Genomic DNA, 23,322 nt, shown 5'->3' with positions numbered 1-23,322 from the left:
AAATTTTCTCTTTCAAATGATAGATAAAATCTATCAAAGTCGACTAATCCATTTATTTCGGTGATCCGCTCATCCCATGCGATGGAAAATATACCCCTCTGAGACTTGATAGCGACCACAAACGATAACGCTAATAAGAAATATTCTCATTGTTTTTCAGACAGTTATCTTTGACAGAAGCCGATGAGGCTCCATACTTCCTGTGCCTGTAGTTTTTTGGAGAGAAGTATTCTACAGCTCCTGGAAATAGTTCCTGGAAATAGTTCCTGGAAAAAGTCCCTGGAAATAGTTAATGGAATGAAAGCCCCCTTTAATTCATGACTGTATGGAGCCCCTGTTATGCAAGGCGAAAAAGGTGTTCTGGATCATCTGAATCAAGTACTTATGAATGAACTGACTGCCATTAATCAGTACTTTCTACACGCACGAATGCTAAAGAACTGGGGAGTCAACAAACTCGGCCAGTATATATATAAGGAATCCATTGACGAGATGTGGCATGCCGACTGGTTGATTGAGCGAATTCTTTTTCTGGAAGGCATGCCTGACTTCAAATACATGCAAAAGCCGATCATTGCCGCAGACGTTAAAGGCATTCTGGAAGCTGACCTGCAACAGGAGTTGAAAGCGATTCCACCTCTGAAGGATGCCATCGATGTCTGTGAAAAGGTGGGTGATTACGGCTCACGCCAGTTACTGGAAAAAATTCTGGCTGCGGAAGAAGAGCATATGGATAGTCTGGAAGTCCATCTGTACCGTATCAAAACCATGGGAATGGAAAATTATCTGCTCTCTCAGAGTGAGGAAGACTAGGCGGGAGGATTCTGTCCTCCCCACCTTGAAGAAGGCTGAAATTATTCAGCACCTTCCTCTTTGCCGACAGCAGCCTTGATCATCTTCTGAAGGTCGCCGCTGTTGTACATCTCGATCAAAATGTCGCTGCCACCCACCAGCTCCCCCTTAATCCAGAGCTGCGGGAAGGTTGGCCAGTTGGCGTATTTTGGCAGGTTGGCACGAATTTCCGGGTTAGCCAGAATGTCTACGAATGCGAACTGCTCGCCACAAGCCATCAGAACCTGCACAGCTTTGGAGGAAAATCCGCACTGAGGCAGCTTGGGAGAACCTTTCATATAGAGCAGAATGTCATGTGTTTCAATCTGCTCTTTAATTTGATCCATGATATCCATGAAATCACCTCATCACCGAAATGGAATCAACGGCTTTTCAAATAAGCTGTTGGAACTGGGGCTCTGCATTCTAAAGAAAATACCTGACTTACACCATTGGTTATACCGAAATCCGGTCAGATAATGACTGCCCAACCACTGCATGACCTACGGATTCAACCTTTCAGTATTCGCCTGAGCTCCTCAATTTCAGCCTCGTCAGCAAAATCTGTGGCGCATTTCTGTGTCGAAAGTGCTGGCAACCTCTTTCCAAGAAAGCTTTCTGGCCCAGTTTGCCAGAACGACACAAATCTTTTTTAGAAAATACTCCCACACCCATCAAGCAACTCCAGTTCCTGACAACTCTGATAAACATCAGGATCAACATCGGATAATAAAGGGTCTTGCTTTTTTAAACGCTCTATTTTGCTGCATGCCCGTTGCCTCCATACTTCCAGTATGTGGGTAGCGCTATCGATTTTGGCTTTTTTAAGGAGGGTCACTGTATGCATAAGCTCTATTTCATTCTCGTACTCCTCCAGTAAATTCAGTATTTCGGTGCCAAAAATTTCTGTCTGGTTCAGCTTTAACCATAAACTGGCAAAGGCCTGCTTTTCTCGTTTGTCGTCCAGAATAGCCAGAATATGAACAGGTAGCGGATTAAAGGAGGCTGCTTCAACAGCACCGTTTGCTCCCGGCTCTCCGTTTGCGGTCAGTCTGGCTTTGCGTCTTTGGATGTATACCGGGTCATCGGAATTTAAACGCCTTTGCCATTGGTCTGCTGTCACATAATAGTGTTCAGACGTCTCGGTGATTTTCAAAACAGTCCTGAACTGTTCCTCTGACCAGTTGCTGATTACCATTTTTTCATCCTGTATTTCCAGCTGTGGCATTGGAAAGCGGTAGTTTTGAACTCCGTCTCCTGGCAGTTCAACCTCAAGCCATTGCCCTTTGACGGTGAAAGACATCTCATTGAGGTTCTGCATCAACACAGCAATATAGCTCAGGGCTAACTGTTCTCCTGATGGGATAAGTCCAGTGACAGGTATCTCAACATGGTTATTGTCGGTTGTTCGCATCCCGGACAGAAAGTGATCGGGAATATCGTTATCCCAGGGTAGCAGACTATGGGTTTTGAGCAGCGCTTCGAACAGTATCTGGATGCCTTCTTTGGTAATGTCATGGGTTGTTAGTTGCAGGCAGGCTTCAAGCAGCTTGCTTAACCAATGGGTAGAATGCTCTTTGCTGAGTTTTTGCAAAGCGCTCAACGAGGGAAACAGATTGAATACAGCCCGGGCATGGCTGGTATCCAGAAAACGCAGCTGATCATCTTTTGTTAAGGGTTGCAGAATTTCCAGATAGAGCCCTTGCATATATTCGAGCTTCAGCACCGCCGACAATGGTTGCAACCGGGCTGAGTACTGCTCCCATAGTCCTTTATCCGGCAATGACTTCAGCCGCTTGGCAAAAAAGACAAAACGCTCCCTGTCTTCATCGGAAGAAAACAGAAACATTGCTCTATTTAACACGCGCAAAGGCACGGCTTTCATTGAATGGCGCCACAAAAAATGCTTATCCAGTTGATTAGCCTGAAGGTAACGTTTGACGCTTTTCCCTCCAGAAGAAGATAAAAGCCCTATCAATGATTCCAGCATCAGAACCGTTTTAGTCTGTACATGAAATTGGCAGAACTGTTTTAAAACCGTCCATTTTAGCGACCAGTCTGGCTTAGGGGTGGAAAGATAAAGAGCGACTGTTTTTATCTGGCAATTGTATTTGTCACCTTCTTCATCCTCTGAATCGCTATTGTATTCGTCATTTCCCTCATTATCCGGACTGTTATGTTCTCCAGTAAATTCTGTAGACAGCCACTGTTTCATTTGTGTTTCCTGATGTTGAAGCACTTCAGTAGCAGGTAGCCCCTCTGATTTCCAGAGTCTGGTCATAATTTGCAATAGCAGATAATTGGGTGCCCCCTGGTAACGTATCCAGCCCAGCACTTTTTTCACAGGCTCATATTTGGGCAAGCCTCGGCCATTATTCATGGACGAGAAAGCGCGGAACAACTTCATATTGAACACGCCATCTTTGTGTTTCCATTCCGGCCAGTTCAGCACCTCTTTCACTTTTTCATGTTTGAGCATGCCTCTGGTATTTTTCATGGACGAGAAAGCGCGGAACAGCTCCATATTGAACTCGCCAGCCTTGTCTTTCCATTCCGGCCAGCCCAGCACCTCTTTCACTTGCTGATGCCCGGGCACACCCCGACCATTATTCATCGACGAGAAAGCGCGTAATAACTTCATATCAAACACACCATCTCTGTCTTTCCATTCCGGCCAACCCAGAACCTCTTTCACTTCCTCATGTTTGGGCAAACCTCTTGCGCTGAACATTGATGAGAAGGCGCGAAACAGCTCCATACTGAACTCACCATCCATGTCTTTCCATTCTGGCCAGCCCAGCACCTCTTTCACTTGTTGATGCCCGGGCACGCACCGACCATTATTCATGGACGAGAAAGCGCGGAATAACTTCATATTGAACACACCATCCCTGTCTTTCCATTGCGGCCAGCCCAGAACCTCTTTCACTTCCTTATGTTTGAGCATGCCTCTAGAGGTGTACATCGATGAAAAAGAGCGGAACAGTTCCATATTGAACTCGCCATCTTTGTCTTTCCATTCCGGCCAGCCCAGTACATCTTTCACTTCCTCATGTTTGAGGATGCCTCTGCTATGATTCATGGACGAGAAGGCACGGAATAGATTCATATTGAACTCGCCATCCTTGTCTTTCCATTCCGGCCAGCCCAGCACCTCTCTCACTTCATCATGTTTGAGCATGCCTCCAGCGGCGTACATCGATGAGAAAGAGCGGAACAGTTCCATACTGAACTCGTCATCCTTGTCTTTCCATTCCGGCCAAGACAGCACCTCTTTCACTTCCTCATGTTTGAGCATGCCTCTGCCATGATTTATGGATGAGAAGGCACAGAACAGCTCCGTATTCAACTCGCCATCCTTGTCTTTCCATTCCGGCCAGCCCAGCACCTCTTTCACTTCCTCATGTTTGAGCACGCCTCTGGTGTGATTCATGGATGAGAAGCTGCGGAACAATTTCATATTGAACTCTCCATCCCCGTCTTTCCATTCCGGCCAACCCAGCACTTTTTTTACTTCCTCATGTTTGAGCATGCCTTTATTACTGTTCATGGATGAGAAGGCGCGGAGCCGCTCCATACTGAATGAGCCATACTTGTCGTTCCATTCAGGCCAGGCCAGCACCTCTTTCACTTCCTCATGGTTGAGCATGCCTCTGCTATGGTTCATGGACGAGAAGGCGCGGTACAGCTCCATATTGAACACGCCATCCTTGCCTTTCCACTCCGGCCAACCCAGCACCTCTTTCACTTCCTTATGTTTGAGCATGCCTCTGGTATGATTCATGGACGAGAAGGATCGGAACAGCTCAATGTTAAACTCGCCATCCTTGTCTTTCCATTCCGGCCAAGACAGCAACTTTTTCACTTCCTCATGTTTGGGTAAGCCTCTAGTGTTGTACATGGATGAGAAAGTGCGGAATAGCTCCGTATTGAACTCGCGATTCTTGTTTTTCCATTCCGGCCAGCCCAGCACCTCTTTCACCTGCTTATATTTGAGCATGCCTTTGCTACTGTTCATGGACGAGAAGGCGCGAAACAGCTCCATACTGAATTTGCCATCCTTGTCTTTCCACTCCGGCCAGCCCAGCACCTCTTTCACTTCCTCATGTTCAAGCATGCCTCTGCCATGGTTCATAGACGAGAAGGCGCGGAACAGCAACGTATTGAACTCGCCATCCTTGTCTTTCCACAACGGCCAGCCCAGTACCTCTTTCACTTCCTCATGTTTGGGCACACCATGGCCATTATTCATGGACGAGAAAGAGCGGAACAGTTCGATATTGAACTCGCCATTCTTGTTTTTCCATTCAGGCCAGCCCAGTATTAATTTCACTTTCTTATGTGTGGGCAAACCTTTGCTATTATCCATGGACGAGAAGGCTCGGAACAGTTCCATATTGAACTCGCCAGCTTTGTCTTTCCATTCCGGCCAGCCCAGCACCTCTTTGACTTCCTCATGTTTGGGCAAGCCTCTGCCATGATTCATGGACGAGAAAGAGCGGAACAGTTCGATATTGAACTCACCATTCTTGTTTTTCCATTCTGGCCAGCCCAGGATTGCTTTCACTTCCTTATGTGTGGGCACGCCTTTGGTATTATTCATGGACGAGAAGGAAGTCAAAACATCCAAACTTGCTAAATATTCGAGTTCACTCTGGCTACTTTCTGCAAAACTACGGATATGTTTTTTACTATTATGTAGCATGCCGGTCAGCATGCCTGTATTTTTGAAGTTTTCAGAAAGGTGCCCAAAAAATGCGGTGGCATTATCGAAGAGGCCATTAAAAGAATTTCTCTCTACGAAACCAAGCAGCTTATAAAAAGAGTCCTTTACAGTGATGTTTTTTTTCTTGAATACCTCTATCAGGGTTTGCGCTTTTTCCAGCTCTTCCTGACTTAATTTGTACTTGATATTTGCTTTTATTTTTTCCAATGGGTCATCGGGGATCTGAGTGTCTGGCGGTTTCTTTTTTTTGGCCGCTGGTTCAGCAACAGCTGTTGAATTTTTTCTCTTTCTACCCGGGCCCTTCTTTTTTTTCGGAGCGGGCTCTGGTGAATCCGGTTCTGCTTCTTCCCGGATTCGCCCTACCCTTTTGTTACCCTGAATGCCCGACAGGCACTTGTTGCACAACAACGCTGAAGCTGCCGTCTGATTTGCTACACGTCCTAATTCCTGTGGATTCAATGCCTTGTCACACCTCGAACAAGCGACAAGCGAATGTCTGGTATTCTGCTCAGCTGAGGGTTTCAGTGGGTCATCGCCTCCACGACCATTGGCGCCTGTCGAACCGGTTCCCAAGTTACGGGCAGAAGGTCCGCTTGTCTGGCCGGTCTGACCAGTTGTCGCGGTCGTTGATGCTTTGGTCGTTCGGGAGGATTTGTTCTTTTTCCCGTTGCCCGTCTGTCGGCCAGAATATTTGCCAGAAACCATCTCACGGTAAACTCTGAGTTCCTGACCATTCTCTGCCAGCCATGTTTGAACCAGCCCCGGTTGCATCGTGCCGGGGGCTGAGCTTTCCAGATCAAGAAGATCGGCTTCAATTACCATGATCCGGTCTGACAAAATTCGGGCAAGTGTGGTTTGGCCTGTCATAATTGCCCAATGTCGTTTGATTCGTAATATTGGAAGCAGTTGCTTTTTTTGCTGCAGACAAGTTTGGACAGGGTCAGGAATAAGGGTAAGGTCAGGTTGGGGCTCTGAGTCAAGACTCCCGCTGTTTCTGTCAGGTGGCTTATCGTCATCATCTCCTCCGGCGGTGCCCCTGACGATCAGTCCATTAGAAGTGTTCTCCAGAACTTCAGGGGGCACGTAAAACTCTAACAACTCGTTCCCAGGCTCCGGAGGCTGTCGCAAAAGCCCAATAACTCGTTCCCACGCTCCGAGGTCGTCATTTCCGCGAAAGCGGGAATCCAGCGCCAACGGTGGATCCCTGCCTTCTCGGGGATGACAAGGCCAATGGGGAACCATAGTTTTGTGACACCCTCGAAGAGGATCGGGCTGTCCAGGTTCAGCCAACTTATTGGAATACAGGAAATGAGCTGGTAGCGGGCTTGAGCCGACTAATTCCAATGCATGCATCGAACTCCCAAACAACATCGTCACTGGCAGAAGCAGTGATCGGACCATCAAGCAGGCAGTTTTTTTTTGTTGTGAGCGTCTCATAGATCCCGGCTAACAAAATCAGCTTCTGTGAATCCATTCGCTAGTGGAAAAAATTCGTACGTCATCCGACTTAGGCCTGATGATTCACGTTTGCGCTAGATTTTATAGCACCGCACTGGCAAGGTTGCCATGAACGGAGTTGACAGACAGTTTGTTTTCAGAAGCCTTATCAGACGACACAAGTCTTTTTAGAAAATACTCCCACACCCATCAAGCAGCTCCAGTTCCTGACAACCCTGATAAACATCAGGATCAACATCGGATAATAAAGGGTCTTGCTTTTTTAACTGTTCTATTTTGTTGCACGCCCGTTGCCTCCATGCTTCCAGTATGTGGGTAGCGCTATCGATTTTGGCTTTTTTAAGGAGGGTCACTGTATGCATAAGCTCCATTTCGCTCTCATACTCATCCAGTAAATTCAGTATTTCGCTGCCAAAAATTTCTGTCTGGTTCAGTTTTAACCATAAACTGCCAAACGCCTGTTTTTGTGGTTCCAATTCATTCGCCGACTGACATGCTTCAGCTTGCCTGGATTGAACGTTATCCAGTTTCTGCCATTGATCTGCAGTCAAATAATAGTGTTCAGATATCCCGGTGATTTTCAAAACAGTCCTGAACTGTTCCTCTGACCAGTTGCTGATTACCATTTTTTCATCCTGTATTTCCAGCTGTGGCATTGGAAAGCGGTAGTTTTGAACTCCGTCTCCTGGCAGTTCAACCTCAAGCCATTGCCCTTTGACGGTGAAAGACATCTCATTGAGGTTCTGCATCAACACAGCAATATAGCTCAGGGCTAACTGTTCTCCTGATGGGATAAGTCCAGTGACAGGTATCTCAACATGGTTATTGTCGGTTGTTCGCATCCCGGACAGAAAGTGATCGGGAATATCGTTATCCCAGGGTAGCAGACTATGGGTTTTGAGCAGCGCTTCGAACAGTATCTGGATGCCTTCTTTGGTAATGTCATGGGTTGTTAGTTGCAGGCAGGCTTCAAGCAGCTTGCTTAACCAATGGGTAGAATGCTCTTTTCTGAGTTTTTGCAAAGCGCTCAACGAGGGAAACAGATTGAATACAGCCCGGGCATGGCTGGTATCCAGAAAACGCAGCTGATCATCTTTTGTTAAGGGTTGCAGAATTTCCAGATAGAGCCCTTGCATATATTCGAGCTTCAGCACCGCCGACAATGGTTGCAACCGGGCTGAGTACTGCTCCCATAGTCCTTTATCCGGCAATGACTTCAGCCGCTTGGCAAAAAAGACAAAACGCTCCCTGTCTTCATCGGAAGAAAACAGAAACATTGCTCTATTTAACACGCGCAAAGGCACGGCTTTCATTGAATGACGCCACAAAAAATGCTTATCCAGTTGATTAGCCTGAAGGTAACGTTTGACGCTTTTCCCTCCAGAAGAAGATAAAAGCCCTATCAATGATTCCAGCATCAGAACCGTTTTTGTCTCTTTATGGTATTGGCAGAACTGTTTTAAAACTGTCCATGTTAGCGACCAGTCTGGCTTAGGGGTGGAAAGATAAAGAGCGACTGTTTTTATCTGGCGACTGCATTTGTCCTCTTCATCATCTGAGTCGCTATTGTATTCGTCATCTCCTTCATTATCCGGGTTGCTGTGTTCTCCGGTAAGTTCTGTAAGCAGTAACTGTTTCAGTTGTGTTTCCCAGTGTTGCAGCATCTTGATAGCAGGCAGCCCTTCTGATACTAGGAGCCTGAGCATTATTTGCAGTAGCCTGTGATTGAGCGCCCCTCGGCAACCTATCCAGTCCAGCACTTTTTTCACAGACTCATGTTTGGGCAAGCCTTGGCCGTGATTCATAGAGGAGAAAACGCGGAGCAGCTTCATATTGAGTTCGCCACCCTTGTGTTTCCATTCAGGCCAGCCGAGCACCTCCTTCACGCTCTCATGTTTGAGCATACCTCTTCTATTGTTCATGGATGAAAAGGCGCGGAACAGTTCCATATTGAACTCGCCATCCTTGTGTTTCCATTCAGGCCAACCCAACATCTCTTTCACTTGCTCATGTTTGAGCATGCCTTTACCACTGTTCATGGATGAGAAGGAACGGAACAGATCCATAATGAACTCGCCACCCTTGTCTTTCCATTCAGACCAGGCCAACACCGCTTTCACTTCCTTTTGTTTGAGCATGCCTTTGCCACTGTTCATGGATGAGAAGGCGCGGAACAGCTCCATACTGAACTCGCCAAACTTGTCTTTCCATTCCAGCCAGCCCAGCACCTCTTTCACTTCCTCGTGTTTAATCAATCCCTTGCTGCTATTCATGGACGAGAGGGCGCGGAACAGCTCAATGTTGAACTCGCCATACTTGTCTTTCCATTCCGGCCAGCCCAGCACCTCTTTCACTTCCTGTTGTTTTAGGATGCCTTTGCCATGATTCATAGATGAGAAGGCGCGGAACAGCTCCATACTGAACTCGCCATCCTTGTCCTTCCATTCCGGCCAGCCCATCACCTCTTTCACTTCTTTTTTTTTGAGCACGCCTTTACCATTGTTCATGGATGAGAAGGCGCGGAACAGCTCCATACTGAACTCGCCATCCTTGTCCTTCCATTCCGGCCAGCCCAGCACCTCTTTCACTTGCTCATGTTTGAGCATGCCTTTGCGATTGTTCATTGACGAGAAGGATCGGAACAACTTCGTATTAAACTCGCCATCCCTGTCTTTCCATTCCGGCCAGTTCAGCACCTCTTTCACTTCCTCTTGTTTGAGCATGCCTTTGCCACTGTTCATGGATGAGAAGGAGCGGAACAGCTCCATACTGAACTCGCCATCCTCATCTTTCCATTCCGGCCAACCCAGCACCTCTTTCACTTGCTCATGTTTGAGCATGCCTTTGCCATGATTCATAGACGAGAAGGAGCGGAACAGCTCAATGCTTAACTCGCCATCCTTGTCTTTCCATTCCGGCCAGCCCAGCACCTCTTTGACTTCCTCATGTTTAATCATGCCCTTGCTGCTATTCATAGACGAGAAGGAGCGGAACAGCTCCATACTGAACTCGCCATCCTTGTCCTTCCATTCTGGCCAGCCCAGCACCTCCTTGACTTCCTCATGTTTAATCATGCCCTTGCTGCTATTCATAGATGAGAAGGAGCGGAACAGCTCTATACTGAACTCGCCATCCTTGTCCTTCCATGCCGACCAGCCCAACACCGCTTTCACTTCCTTTTGTTTGAGCATGCCTTTGCCACTATTCATGGATGAAAAGGCGCGGAACAGCTCCATACTGAACTCGCCAAACTTGTCCTTCCATTCCGGCCAGCCCAGCACCTTTTTCACTTCCTTTTTTTTGAGCACGCCTTTACCATTGTTCATGGATGAGAAGGCGCGGAACAGCTCCATACTGAACTCGCCATCGTTGTCTTTCCATTCCGGCCAGCCCAACATCGCTTTCACTTCCTCTTGTTTGAGCATGCCTTTACCACTGTTCATGGATGAGAAGGAGCGGAATAGCTCAATACTGAACTCGCCAACCTTGTCTTTCCATTCCGACCAGGCCAGCACTTCTTTCACTTCTTCATGTTTAATCATGCCTTTACCACTGTTCATGGATGAGAAGGCGCGGAACAGTTCCATACTGAACTCGCCATCCTTGTCTTTCCACTCCGGCCAGCCCAACACCTCTTTCACTTGCTCATGTTTGAGGATGCCTTTGGCATGATTCATAGACGAGAAGGATCGGAACAACTTCGTATTAAACTCACCATCCCTGTCTTTCCATTCTGGCCAGCCCAGTATTGCTTTCACTTGTTCATGTGTGGGCACGCCTTTGCCATTATTCATGGACGAGAAAGAAGTCACTACATCTGAACTCGCTAAATATTCGAGTTCATCCTGGCTACGCTCTGCAAAACTACGGATATGTTTTTTGCTATTATCCAGCATGCCGGTCAACATGCCTGTATTTTTGAAGTTTTCAGAAAGGTACCCAAAAAAGGCGGCGGCATTATCGAAGAAACCATTAAAAGAATCTCTATCTACGAAACCAAGCAGCTTATAAAAGGTCTTTTTTACAGTGATGTTTTTTTTCTTGAATATCACCATCAGGGTTTGCACTTTTTTCAGCTCTTCCTGACTTAATTCGTACTTGATATTTGCTTTTATTTTTTCTAACGGATCATCGGGAATTTGAGTGTCTGGCAGTTTCTTTTTTTTGGCCGCTGGTTCAGCAACAGCTGTTGAATTATTTCTTTTTCTACCCGGGCCTTTCTTTTTTTTCGGAGCGGGCTCTGGTGAATTCGATTCTGCTTCTTCCCGGATTCGTCTTACCCTTTTGTTACCTTGAATGCCCGACAGGCACTTGTCGCACAACAACGCTGAAGCTGCTGTCTGATTTGCTACACGTCCTAACTCCTGCGGATTCAATGCCTTGTCACACTTCGAACAAGCTACATGCGAATGTGCGGCATCCTGCCCAGCTGAGGGTTTCAGTGGGTCATCGCCTCCACGACCATTGGCGCCTGTCGAACCGGTTCCCCTGATACGGGCGGCAGATCCGCTTGCCTGGCCGGTCTGAACTATTGTCGCGGTCGGTGATGCTTTGGTCGTTCGGGAGGATGAATTCTTTTTCCCGTTACCCGTCTGTCGGCCAGAATATTTGCCAGAAACCATCTCACGGTAAACTCTGAGTTCCTGATCATTCTCTGCCAGCCATGTCTGAACCAGCCCCGGTTGAATCGTGCCAGGGTCTGACCTTCCCAGATCAAGAAGATCGGCTTCAATCACCATGATCCGGTCTGACAAAATTCGGGACAGGGTGGTCTGGCCTGTTATAATGGCCCATAGTCGTTTGATTTGTAATATTATAAGCAGTTGCTTTTTTTGCTGCAGACAAGCTTGGACAGGATCAGGAATAAGGGTAAGGACAGGTTGGGGTTCTGGGTCAGGACTCCCGCTGTTTCCGTCAGGTGGCTTATCGCCATCATCTCCTCCGGCGGCGCCCCTGGCGATCAGTCCATTAGAAGTGTTCTCCAGAACTTTAGGGGGCGCGTAAAACTCCAACAACTCGTTTCCACGCTCCGGAGGCTGTCGCAAAACTCCAACAGCTCGTTCCCATGCTCTGAGGTCGTCATTCCAGCGAAGGCGGGAATCCAGCGCCAACGGTGGATCCCTGCCTTCTCGGGGATGACAAGGCCAGGGGGGCACCGGGCAGTATGGTTCTGGTGGTGAGTCAGTGTGGATTCCCGCCTTCGCGGGAATGACGAGAATGAAGCCGGGAATGACGGGAATGACGGGAATGACGGGAATGACGGGAATGACGGGAATGACGGGAATGACGGGAATGACGGGAATGACGGGAATGACGGGAATGACGGGAGTCAACTCGTGACACCCTCGAAGAGGATCGGGCTGTCCAGGTTCAGTCAACTTATTGGAATACAGGTAGTGAGCTGGTAGCGGGCTTGAGCCGACTAATTCCAATGCATGCAGCGAATCCCCAAACGACATCGTCACTAGCACAAGCAGTGATCGAACCATCGAGCAGGCAGCTTTTTTTTGTTGTGAGCGTCTCATAGATCCCGGCTAATAAAATCAGCTTCTGTGAATCCCTGCTAGTAGAAAAAATTCGTACGTCATCCGGCTTAGGCCTGATGATTCACGTTTGCGCTAGATTTTATAGCACCGCACTGGCAAGCTTGCTATGAACAGAGTTGGCAGACAGTTTGTATTTAGAAGCCTTATCAAACGACGAAAGTCTTTTTAAAAAATACTCCCGCATTCATCAAGCAGCTCCAGTTCCTGACAACTCTGATAAACATCAGGATCAACATCGGATAATAAAGGGTCTTGCTTTTTTAACTGTTCTATTTTGTTGTACGCCCGTTGCCTCCATGCTTCCAGTATGTGGGTAGCGCTATCGATTCTGGCTTTTTTAAGGAGGGTCGCTGTATGCATAAGCTCCATTTCGCTCTCATACTCCTCCAGTAAATTCAGTATTTCGGTGCCAAAAATTTCTGTCTGGTTGAGCTTTAACCATAAACTGCCAAACGCCTGTTTTTGTGGTTCCAATTCATTCTCTGGCTGACATGCTTCAGCTTGCCTGGATTGAACGTTATCCAGTTTCTGCCATTGATCTGCAGTCAAATAATAGTGTTCAGATATCCCGGTGATTTTCAAAAAAGTCCTGAACTGCTCCTCTGACCAGTTGCTGATGGCCATTTTTTCACTCTGTATTTTCAGCTGTGGCATTGGGTAGCGATAGGTCTGAACATCATCACCCGATACTTCAACCTCAAGCCACTGACCTTTGACGGTAAAAGACATCTTATTGAGGTTCTGCATCAACACAGAGATATAGCTCAGGGCCAACTGTTCTCCTGATTGGATAAGTCCGGAGACAGGTATCTCAACATGGTTATTGTCGGTTGTTCGCATCCCGGACAGAAAGTGATCGGGAATATCGTTATCCCAGGGTAGAAGACTATGGGTTTTGAGCAGTGCTTCGAACAGTATCTGGATGCCTCCTTTGGTGATGTCATGGGTTTTTAGTTGCAGGCAGGCTTCAAGCAGCTTCTTCAACCAATGGGAAGAATGCTCTTTGCTGAGTTTTTGCAGGGCACTCAACGAGGGAAACAGATCAAATACAGCCTGGGCATGGCTGGCATCCAGAAAACGCAGCTGATCATCTTTTGTTAAGGGCTGCAGGATTTCCAGATAGAACCTTTGCATAGAGTCGAGTTTCAGCACCGCCGACAAGGGTTGCAATAGGGCAGAGTACTGCTCCCATAGTCTTTTATCCGGCAATGACTTCAGCCGCTTGACAAAATAGACAAAACGCTCCCTGCCTTCATCGGAAGAACACAGGAACATTGCTCTATTTAACATGTGCAAAGGCACGGCTTTTATTGAATGACGCCACAAAAAATGCTGATCCTGTTGATTAGCCTGAAGGTAGCGTTTGACGCTTTTCCCTCCAGAAGAAGATAAAAATCCTATCAATGATTCCAGCATCAGAAGCGTTTTAGTCTCTTTATGCAATTGGCAGAACTCTTTTAAAACCCTCCATTTTAGCGACCAGTCTGGCTTAGGGGTGGAAAGATAAAGAGCAACTGTTTTTATCTGGCGATTGTATTTATCCTCTCCTTCATTATCCGGGCTGCTGTGTTCTCGGGTAAGTTCTGTAAGCAGTAACTGTTTCAGTTGTGTTTCCCAGTGTTGCAGCATCTTGATAGCAGGTAGCCCTGTTGATACCCAGAGCCTGGACATGATTTGCAGTAGCCTGTGATTGGGCGCTCCGCAGCAACCTATCCAGTCCAGCACTTTTTTCACAGGATCATGCTTGGGCAAGCCTTGGCCGTGATTCATAGACGAGAAAACGCGGAACAGCTTCATATTGAGTTCGCCACCCTTGTGTTTCCATTCAGGCCAGCCGAGCACCTCTTTCACTTTTTCATGTTTGAGCATACCTCTGTTATTATTCATAGATGAAAAGGCGCGGAACAACTCCATATTGAACTCGCCATTCTTGCCTTTCCATTCCGGCCAGCCCAACATCTCTTTCACTTCCTTTTGTTTGAGCATGTCTTTGCCACTATTCATGGACGAGAAGGCGCAGAACAGCTCCATATTGAACTCGCCATCCTTGTCCCTCCATTCCGGCCAGCTCAGCACCTCTTTCACTTGCTCATGCTTGAGGATGCCTTTACCATTGTTCATGGATGAGAAGGAGCGGAACAGCTCCATACTGAACTCGCCATCCCTGTCTTTCCATTCCGACCAGGCCAGCACCTCTTTCACTTCCTCATGTTTGAGGATGCCTTTACCGTTGTTCATGGATGAGAAGGAGCGCAACAGCTCCATACTGAACTCGCCATTCTTGTCTTTCCATTCCGGCCAGCCCAGCACCTCTTTCACTTGCTCATGTTTGAGGATGCCTCTGCCATGATTCATGGATGAGAAGGAGCGGAACAGCTCCATACTGAACTCGCCATACTTGTCCTTCCATTCAGGCCAACCAAAAATCTCTTTCACTTCCTTTTTTTTGGGCACGCCTTTACTATTGTTAATGCATGAGAAGGAGCGAAACAGCTCAATGTTGAACTCGCCTTCTTTGTCCTTCCATTCCGGCCAGCCCAGTAACTCTTTCACTTCCTCATGTTTGAGCATACCTTTGCCACTATTCATTGACGAAAAGGATCGGAGCAACTTCGTATTAAACTCGCCATCCCTGTTTTTCCATTCCGGCCAGTTCAGCACCTCTTTCACTTCCTTTCGTTTGAGCATGCCTTTACCATTGTTCATGGATGAGAAGGAGCGGAACAGCTCCATATTGAACTCGCCATCCTTGTCTTTCCATTCCGGCCAGCCCAGCACCTCTTTCACTTGCTCATGTTTGAGGATGCCTTTACCTCTGTACATGGATGAGAAGGAGCGGAACAGCTCGATATTGAACTCGCCATCCTTGTCTTTCCATTCCGGCCAGCCCAGCACCTCTTTCACTTGCTCATGTGTGGGCACGCCTTTACCACTGCTCATGGATGAGAAGGAGCGGAACAGCTCTATATTGAACTCGCCATCCTTGTCTTTCCATTCCGGCCAGCCCAGCATCTTTGTCACTTGCTCATGTTTGAGCATGCCTTTACCATTGTTCATGGTTGAGAAGGAGCGGAAATACTCAATGTTGAACTCGCCATTCTTGTCCTTCCATTCCGGCCAGCCCAGCAGCTCTTTCAATTGCTCATGTTTGAGGATGCCTCTACGATTGCTCATAGACGAGAAGGAACGGAACAGTTCCATATTGAACTCGCCATCCTTGTCTTTCCATTCCGGCCAGCCCAGCACCTCTTTCACATGCTCATGTGTGGGCACGCCTTTACTATTGTTCATGGATGAGATGGAGCGGAACAGCTCCATATTGAACTTGCCATCCTTGTCTTTCCATTCCAGCCAGCCCAGCACCTCTTTAACTTGCTCATGTTTAATCATGCCTTTGCCATGATTCATAGATGAGAAGGAGCGGAATAGCTCAATACTGAACTCGCCATCCCTGCCTTTCCATTCCGACCAGGCCAGCACCTCTTTCACTTGCTTATGTTTGATGATGCCTTTGTTATGATTCATGGATGAGAAGGAGCGGAACAGCTCCATATTGAACTTGCCATCCTTGTCTTTCCATTCCAGCCAGCCCAGTACCTCTTTCACTTCCTCATGTTTAATCATGCCCTTGCTGCTATTCATAGACGAGAAGACGCGGAACAGCTCCATACTGAACTCGCCATCCTTGTCTTTCCACTCCGGCCAGCCCAGCATCTCTTTCACTTCCTCATGTTTGGGTAAGCCTTGGCCATTATTCATGGACGAGAAAGAGCGGAACAGTTCGATATTGAACTCGCCATCTTTGTCTTTCCATTCAGACCAGCCCAGTATTGCTTTCACTTGTTCATGTGTGGGCACGCCTTTGCTATTATTCATGGACGAGAAAGAAGTCACTACCTCTAAACTCGCTAAATATTCGAGTTCATCCTGATTACGCTCTGCAAAACTACGGATATGTTTTTTGCTATTATTCAGCATGCTGGTCAGCATGCCTGTATTTTTGACGTTTTCAGAAAGGTGCCCAAAAAAAGCAGCGGCATTATCGAAGAAGCCATTAAAAGAATCTCTATCTACGAAACCAGACAGCTTATAAAAAGTGTTTTTTACAGTGATGTTTTTTTTCTTGAATACCGCCACCAGGGTTTGCACTTTTTCCAGCTCTTCCTGACTTAATTCGTACTTGATATTTGCTTTTATTTTTTCTAACGGATCATCTGGAATTTGAGTGTCAGCCGGTTTCTTTTTTTTGGCCGCTGGTTCAGCAACAGCGGTTGAATTATTTCTCTTTCTACCCGGCCCCTTCTTTTTTTTCGGAGCGGGCTCTGATGAATACGGTTCTGTTTCTTCCCGGATTCGTCTTACCCTTTTGTTACCTTGAATTCCCGACAGGCACTTGTCGCACAACAACGCTGAAGCTGCTGTCTGATTTGCTACACGTCCTAATTCCTGTGGATTCAGTGCTTTGTCACACTTCGAACAAACGACAACTGAATTTCCGGTATTCTGCTCAGCTGAGGGTTTTAGTGGGTCATCGCCTCCACGACCATTGGCGCCTGTCGAACCGGTTCCCCTGTCACAGGCAGAAGGTCCGCTTGTCTGGCCGGTCTGACCTGTTGTTGCGGTCGTTGATGCTTTGGTCTTTCGGGAGGTTGTATTCCTTTTCCCGTTACCCGCCTGTCGGCCAGAATATTTGCCAGAAACCATCTCACGGTAAACTCTGAGTTCCTGACCATTCTCTGCCAACCATGTCTGAACCAGCCCCGGTTGAATCGTGCCAGGGTCTGACCTTTCCAGATCAAGAAGATCAGCTTCAATCACCATGATCCGGTCTGACAAAATCCGTGCCAGCGTGGTCTGGCCTGATATAATCGCCCATAGTCGTTTGATTTGTAATATTATAAGCAGTTGCTTTTTTTGCTGCAGACAAGTTTGGACAGGATCTGGAATAAGGGTAAGGACAGGTTGGGGTTTTGGGTCAGGACTCCCGCTGTTTCCGTCAGGTGGCTTATCGCCATCATCACCTCCGGCGGTGCCCCCGGCGATCAACGCACTGGAAGTGTTCTCCAGAACTTCAGGGGGCACGTAAAACTCCAACAACTCGTTCCCACGCTCCGGAGGGTGTCGCAAAACTCCAACAGCTCGTTCGGATGCTCTGAGGTCGTCATTCCCGCGAAGGCGGGAATCCAGCGCCAACGGTGAATATCTGCCTTCTCGGGGATGACAAGGCCATTGGGGCACCGGGCAGTAAGGTTCTGGTGGTGAGTCAGTGTGGATTCCCGCCTTCGCGGGAATGACGAGAATGAAGCCGGGAATGACGAGAATGAAGCCGGGAATGACGAGAATGAAGCCGGGAATGACGAGAATGAAGCCGGGAATGATGGAAGTCAACTCGTTCCCACGCTCCGGCGTGGGAATGCATATCTCCCCTGAAAGCCAGATACTACCACTTGAGATAACATATGGGCACCCACGCCCGCGACTTACAGGGCCTAAAAACATGGGAGCCAGAGTTTTGTGATGCCATCGAAGAAAATCGGGCTGTTCAGGTTCAGCCAACTTATTGGAATACAGGAAATGAGCTGGTAGCGGGCTTGAGCCGACTAATTCCAATGCCTGCAGCGAATTTCCAAACAACATCGTCACTAGCACAAGCAGTGATCGGAGCATCGAGCAGGCAGCTTTTTTTTGTTGTGAGCGTCTCATAGATCCCGGCTAATAAAATCAGCTTCTGTGAATCCATTCGCTAGTGGAAAAAATTCGTACGTCATCCGGCTTAGGCCTGATGATTCACGTTTGCGCTAGATTTTATAGCACCGCACTGGCAAGCTTGCCATGAACGGAGTTGGCAGACAGTTTGTTTTTAGAAGCCTTATCAAACGACGAAAGTCTTTTTAAAAAAAACTCCCGCATTCATCAAGCAACTCCAGTTCCTGACAACTCTGATAAACATCAGGATCAACATCGGATAATAAAGGGTCTTGCTTTTTTAACTGTTCTATTTTGTTGCACGTCCGTTGCCTCCATACTTCCAGTATGTGGATAGCGGTATCGATTTTGGCTTTTTTTAGGAGGGTCACTGTATGCATAAGCTCCATTTCGCTCTCATACTCCTCCAGTAAATTCAGTATTTCGCTGCCAAATATTTCTGTCTGGTTGAGCTTTAACCATAAACTGCCGAACGCCTGTTTTTGTGGTTCCAATTCATTCTCTGCCTGACATGCTTCAGCTTGCCTGGATTGAACGTTATCCAGTTTCTGCCATTGATCTGCAGTCAAATAATAGTGTTCAGATATCCCGGTGATTTTCAAAAAAGTCCTGAATTGTTCCTCTGACCAGTTGCTGATGGCCATTTTTTCACTCTGTATTTTCAGCTGTGGCATTGGGTAGCGATAGGTCTGAACATCATCACCCGATACTTCAACCTCAAGCCACTGACCTTTGACGGTAAAAGACATCTCATTAAGGTTCTGCATCAACACAGCGATATAGCTCAGGGCCAACTGTTCTCCTGATTGGATAAGCCCGGAGACAGGTATCTCAACATGGTTATTGTCGGTTGTTCGCATCCCGGACAGAAAGTGATCGGGAATATCGTTATCCCAGGGTAGAAGACTATGGGTTTTGAGCAGTGCTTCGAACAGTATCTGGATGCCTTCTTTGGTGATGTCATGGTTTTTTAGTTGCAGGCAGGCTTCAAGCAGCTTCTTTAACCAATGAGAAGAATGCTCTTTGCTGAGTTTTTGCAGGGCGCTCAACGATGGAAACAGGTCGAACACAACCCGGGCATGGCTGGCATCCAGAAAACGCAACTGTTGATCCTTTGTTAAGGATTGCAGGATTTCCAGATAGAGCCTTTGCATAGAGTCGAGTTTCAGCACCGCCGACAAGGGTTGCAACCGGGCTGAGTACTGCTCCCATAGTCTTTTATCCGGCAATGACTTCAGCCGCTTGGCAAAAAAGACAAAACGCTCCCTGTCTTCATCGGAAGAACAAAGGAACATTGCTCTATTTAATACGCGCAAGGGCACGGTTTTCATTGAATGACGCCACAAAAAATGCCGATCCTGTTGATTAGCCTGGAGGTAGCGTTTGATGCTTTTCCCTCCAGAAGAAGATAAAAGCCCTATCAATGGTTCCAACATCAGAACCGTTTTAGTCTGTTCATGAAATTGGCAGAACTCTTTTAAAACCGTCCATGTTAGTGACCAGTCTGGCTTAGGGGTGGAAAGATAAAGAGCGACTGTTTTTATCTGGCGATTGAATTTTTCGTCATCTTCTTCATCCTCTGAATCGCTATTGTATTCGTCATTTTCCTCATTATCCGGGCTGTTATGTTCTTCAGTAAATTCTGTAGACAGCCACTGTTTCATTTGTGTTTCCCGATGTTGAAGCACTTGAATAGCAGGTAGCCCCTCTGATTTCCAGAGTCTGGACATAATTTGCAATAGCAGATGACTGGGTGCCCCCTGGTAACGTATCCAGCCCAGCACTTTTTTCACAGGCTCATATTTGAGCAAGCTCCGGCCATTATTCATGGACGAGAAAGCGCGGAACAACTTCATATTGAACCCGCCCTTGTCTTTCCATTCCGGCCAGCTCAGCACCTCTTTCACTTTTTCATGTTTGAGCATGCCTTTGGTATTTTTCATGGACGAGAAGGCGCGGAACAGCTCCATATTGAACTCGCCCTTGTCTTTCCATTCCGGCCAGCCCAGCACCTCTTTCACTTGCTGATGCCCGGGCACACCCTGACCATGACTCATCGACGAGAAAGCGCGTAATAACTTCGTATTGAACACACCATCTCTGTCTTTCCATTCCGGCCAGCCCAGCACCTCTTTCACTTGCTTATGTTTGAGCATGCCTTTGCTATGATTCATAGACGAGAAGGCGCGAAACAGCGCCATATTGAGCTCGCCATCCTTGTCTCTCCATTCCGGCCAGCCCAGCACCTCTTTCACTTGCTTATGTTTGAGCATGCCTTTGCTATGATTCATAGACGAGAAGGCGCGGAACAGCGCCATATTGAGCTCGCCATCCTTGTCTCTCCATTCTGGCCAGCCCAGCACCTCTTTCACTTGTTCATGTTTGAGCATACCTTTGCCATAATTCATAGATGAGAAGGCGCGGAACAGCTCCATACTGAACTCGCCATCCTTGTCTTTCCATTCCAGCCAACCCAACACCTCTTTCACTTCCTTTTGTTTGAGCATGCCTTTGCCTCTATTCATAAACGAGAAGCCGCGGAACAGCTCCATACTGAACTCGCCATCCTTGTCTTTCCATTCCAGCCAAGCGAGCACATCTTTCACTTGCTCATGTTTGAGCATGCCTTTGCCATGATTCATAGACGGGAAGGTCTGGAACAGCTCCATACTGAACTCGCCATCCTTGTCTTTCCATTCCGGCCAGCCCAGCACCTCTTTCACTTGCTCATGTTTGAGCATGCCTTTGCCATGATTCATAGATGAGAAGGAGCGGAACAGCTCCATATTGAATTCGCCATCCTTGTCCTTCCATTCCGGCCAGCCCAGCACCTCTTTCACTTCCTTTTGTTTGAGCATGCCTTTGCCGTTATTCATAGACGAGAAGGCGCGGAGCAGCTCCATACTGAACTCACCATCCTTGTCTTTCCATTCCGGCCAGCTCAGCACCTCTTTCACTTGCTCATGTTTGAGCATGCCTTTGCAATTGTTCATAGATGAGAAGGCGCGGAACAGCTCCATACTGAACTCGCCATCCTTGTCTTTCCATTCCGGCCAGCCCAGCACCTCTTTCACTTGCTCATGTTTGAGCATGCCTTTGCCATGATTCATAGATGAGAAGGTGCGGAACAGCTCCATACTGAACTCGCCATCCTTGCCTTTCCATTCCGGCCAGCCCAGCACCTCTTTCACTTGCTCATGTTTGAGCATGCCTTTACCATTGTTCATGGATGAGAAGGCGCGGAACAACTCCATACTGAACTCGCCATCCTTGTCCTTCCATTCGGGCCAGCCCAGCACCTCTTTCACTTCCTTTTTTTTGAGCACGCCTTTACCATTGTTCATGGATGAGAAGGAGCGGAAAAGCTCCATACTGAACTCGCCATCCTTGTCTTTCCATTCCGGCCAGCCCAGCACCTCTTTCACTTGCTCATGTTTGAGCATGCCTTTGCCATTATTCATAGACGAGAAGGGGCGGAGCAGCTCCATACTGAACTCACCATCCTTGTCTTTCCATTCCGGCCAGCTCAGCACCTCTTTCACTGGCTCATGTTTGAGCATGCCTTTGCTATTATTCATGGATGAGAAGGCGCGGAACAGCTCCATACTGAACTCACCATCCTTGTCTTTCCATTCCGGCCAGCCCAGCACCTCTCTCACTGCCTCATGCTCGGGTACGCCGTGGCCATTATTCATGGACGAGAAAGAGCGGAACAGTTCGATATTGAACTCGCCATCTTTGTCTTTCCATTCAGACCAGCCCAGTATTGCTTTCACTTGCTCATGTGTGGGCACGCCTTTGCCATTATTCATGGACGAGAAAGAAGTCACTACATCTAAACTCGCTAAATATTCGAGTTCATCCTGGCTACGCTCTGCAAAACTACGAATATGTTTTTTGCTATTACCCAGCATGCCGGTCAGCATGCCTGTATTTTTGACGTTTTCAGAAAGATACCCAAAAAAAACGATGGCATTATCGAAGAAACCATTAAAAGACTTTCTATCTACAAGACCAGACAGCTTATAAAAAGTATTTTTTACCGTGATGTTTTTTTTCTTGAATACCGCTACCAGGGTTTGCACTTTTTCCAGCTCTTCCTGACTTAATTCGTACTTGATATTTGCTTTTATATTTTCTAACGGATCATCGGGAATTTGAGTGTCTGGCGGTTTCTTTTTTTTGGCCGCTGGTTCAGCAACAGCGGTTGAATTATTTCTCTTTCTACCCGGCCCCTTCTTTTTTTTCGGAGCGGGTTCTGATGAATCCGGTTCTGTTTCTTCCCGGATTCGTCTTACCCTTTTGTTACCTTGAATGCCCGACAGGCACTTGTCGCACAACAACGCTGAAGCTGCTGTCTGATTTGCTACACGTCCTAATTCCTGTGGATTCAGTGCTTTGTCACACTTCGAACAAACAACAACTGAATTTCCGGTATTCTGCTCAGCTGAGGGTTTTAGTGGGTCATCGCCTCCACGACCATTGGCGCCTGTCGAACCGGTTCCCCTGTTACAAGCAGAAGGTCCGCTTGTCTGGCCGGTCTGACCTGTTGTTGCGGTCGTTGATGCTTTGGTCTTTCGGGAGGTTGTATTCTTTTTCCCGTTACCCGCCTGTCGGCCAGAATATTTGCCAGAAACCATCTCACGGTAAACTCTGAGTTCCTGACCATTCTCTGCCAGCAATGTTTGAACCAGCACCGGTTGAATCGTGCCTGGGTCTGACCTTTCCAGATCAAGAAGATCGGCTTCAATCACCATGATCCGGTCTGACAAAATCCGGGCCAGCGTGGTTTGGCCTGTCATAATGGCCCATAGTCGTTTGATTTGTAATATTATAAGCAGTTGCTTTTTTTGCTGCAGACAAGCTTGGACAGGATCAGGTATAGCTCCGAGGTCGTCATTCCCGCGTAGGCGGGAATCCAGCTCCAACGGTAGATCCCTGCCTTCTCGGGGATGACAAGGCCAGGGGGGCACCGGGCAGTATGGTTCTGGTGGTGAGTCAGTGTGGATTCCCGCCTTCGCGGGAATGAAGCCGGGAATGAAGGGAGTCAACTCG

6 protein-coding genes are annotated in these 23,322 nt (G+C 47.5%); 1 reads left to right on the top strand and 5 read right to left on the bottom strand.

Features of this window, described 5'->3' with window-relative positions:
• The first annotated feature begins 339 nt into the window (after positions 1–339).
• Positions 340–813: a bacterioferritin gene (gene bfr, locus ACO6V5_RS00095; RefSeq protein ID WP_422134993.1), complete on the top strand. Its 474-nt coding sequence runs from the start codon at positions 340–342 to the stop codon at positions 811–813.
• A 41-nt stretch (positions 814–854) separates the two neighbouring features.
• Here bfr and grxD read toward each other — a convergent pair whose 3' ends face one another.
• The 5 genes from grxD to ACO6V5_RS00070 form a co-directional block, all read right to left on the bottom strand.
• On the bottom strand, positions 855–1,187 hold the full coding sequence (gene grxD / locus ACO6V5_RS00090; protein ID WP_422134994.1) for a Grx4 family monothiol glutaredoxin: 333 nt from the start codon (positions 1,185–1,187) through the stop codon (positions 855–857).
• A gap of 296 nt (positions 1,188–1,483) precedes the next feature.
• Positions 1,484–6,799, bottom strand: a complete 5,316-nt coding sequence (locus tag ACO6V5_RS00085; protein WP_422134995.1) for a hypothetical protein — start codon at positions 6,797–6,799, stop codon at positions 1,484–1,486.
• Positions 6,800–7,182: 383 nt separating this feature from the next.
• The gene (locus ACO6V5_RS00080) at positions 7,183–12,348 is read right to left on the bottom strand and encodes a hypothetical protein (protein WP_422492048.1); all 5,166 of its coding nucleotides are present in this window, start codon (positions 12,346–12,348) and stop codon (positions 7,183–7,185) included.
• Between the two features lie 378 nt (positions 12,349–12,726).
• Complete coding sequence (locus ACO6V5_RS00075; RefSeq protein WP_422492047.1) at positions 12,727–17,949, bottom strand: hypothetical protein; 5,223 nt, start codon at positions 17,947–17,949, stop codon at positions 12,727–12,729.
• A gap of 503 nt (positions 17,950–18,452) precedes the next feature.
• A partial coding sequence (locus tag ACO6V5_RS00070; RefSeq protein ID WP_422492046.1) for a hypothetical protein occupies positions 18,453–23,322 on the bottom strand: 4,870 nt, incomplete at its 5' end.

It is taken from the genome of Endozoicomonas sp. ALD068, from assembly GCF_049310145.1.
Lineage (GTDB): Bacteria > Pseudomonadota > Gammaproteobacteria > Pseudomonadales > Endozoicomonadaceae > Endozoicomonas_A.
Note: the sequence above shows the minus strand (reverse complement) of the source record. Positions and strands in the feature narration are given on the sequence as shown.

What these genes read in the sequence shown, in the direction of transcription:
- bfr (WP_422134993.1), top strand. Translation starts at nt 340, where the DNA reads ATGCAAGGCGAAAAAGGTGTTCTGGATCATCTGAATCAAGTACTTATG.
- grxD (WP_422134994.1), bottom strand. Translation starts at nt 1,187, where the DNA reads ATGGATATCATGGATCAAATTAAAGAGCAGATTGAAACACATGACATT.
- ACO6V5_RS00085 (WP_422134995.1), bottom strand. Translation starts at nt 6,799, where the DNA reads ATGGTTCCCCATTGGCCTTGTCATCCCCGAGAAGGCAGGGATCCACCG.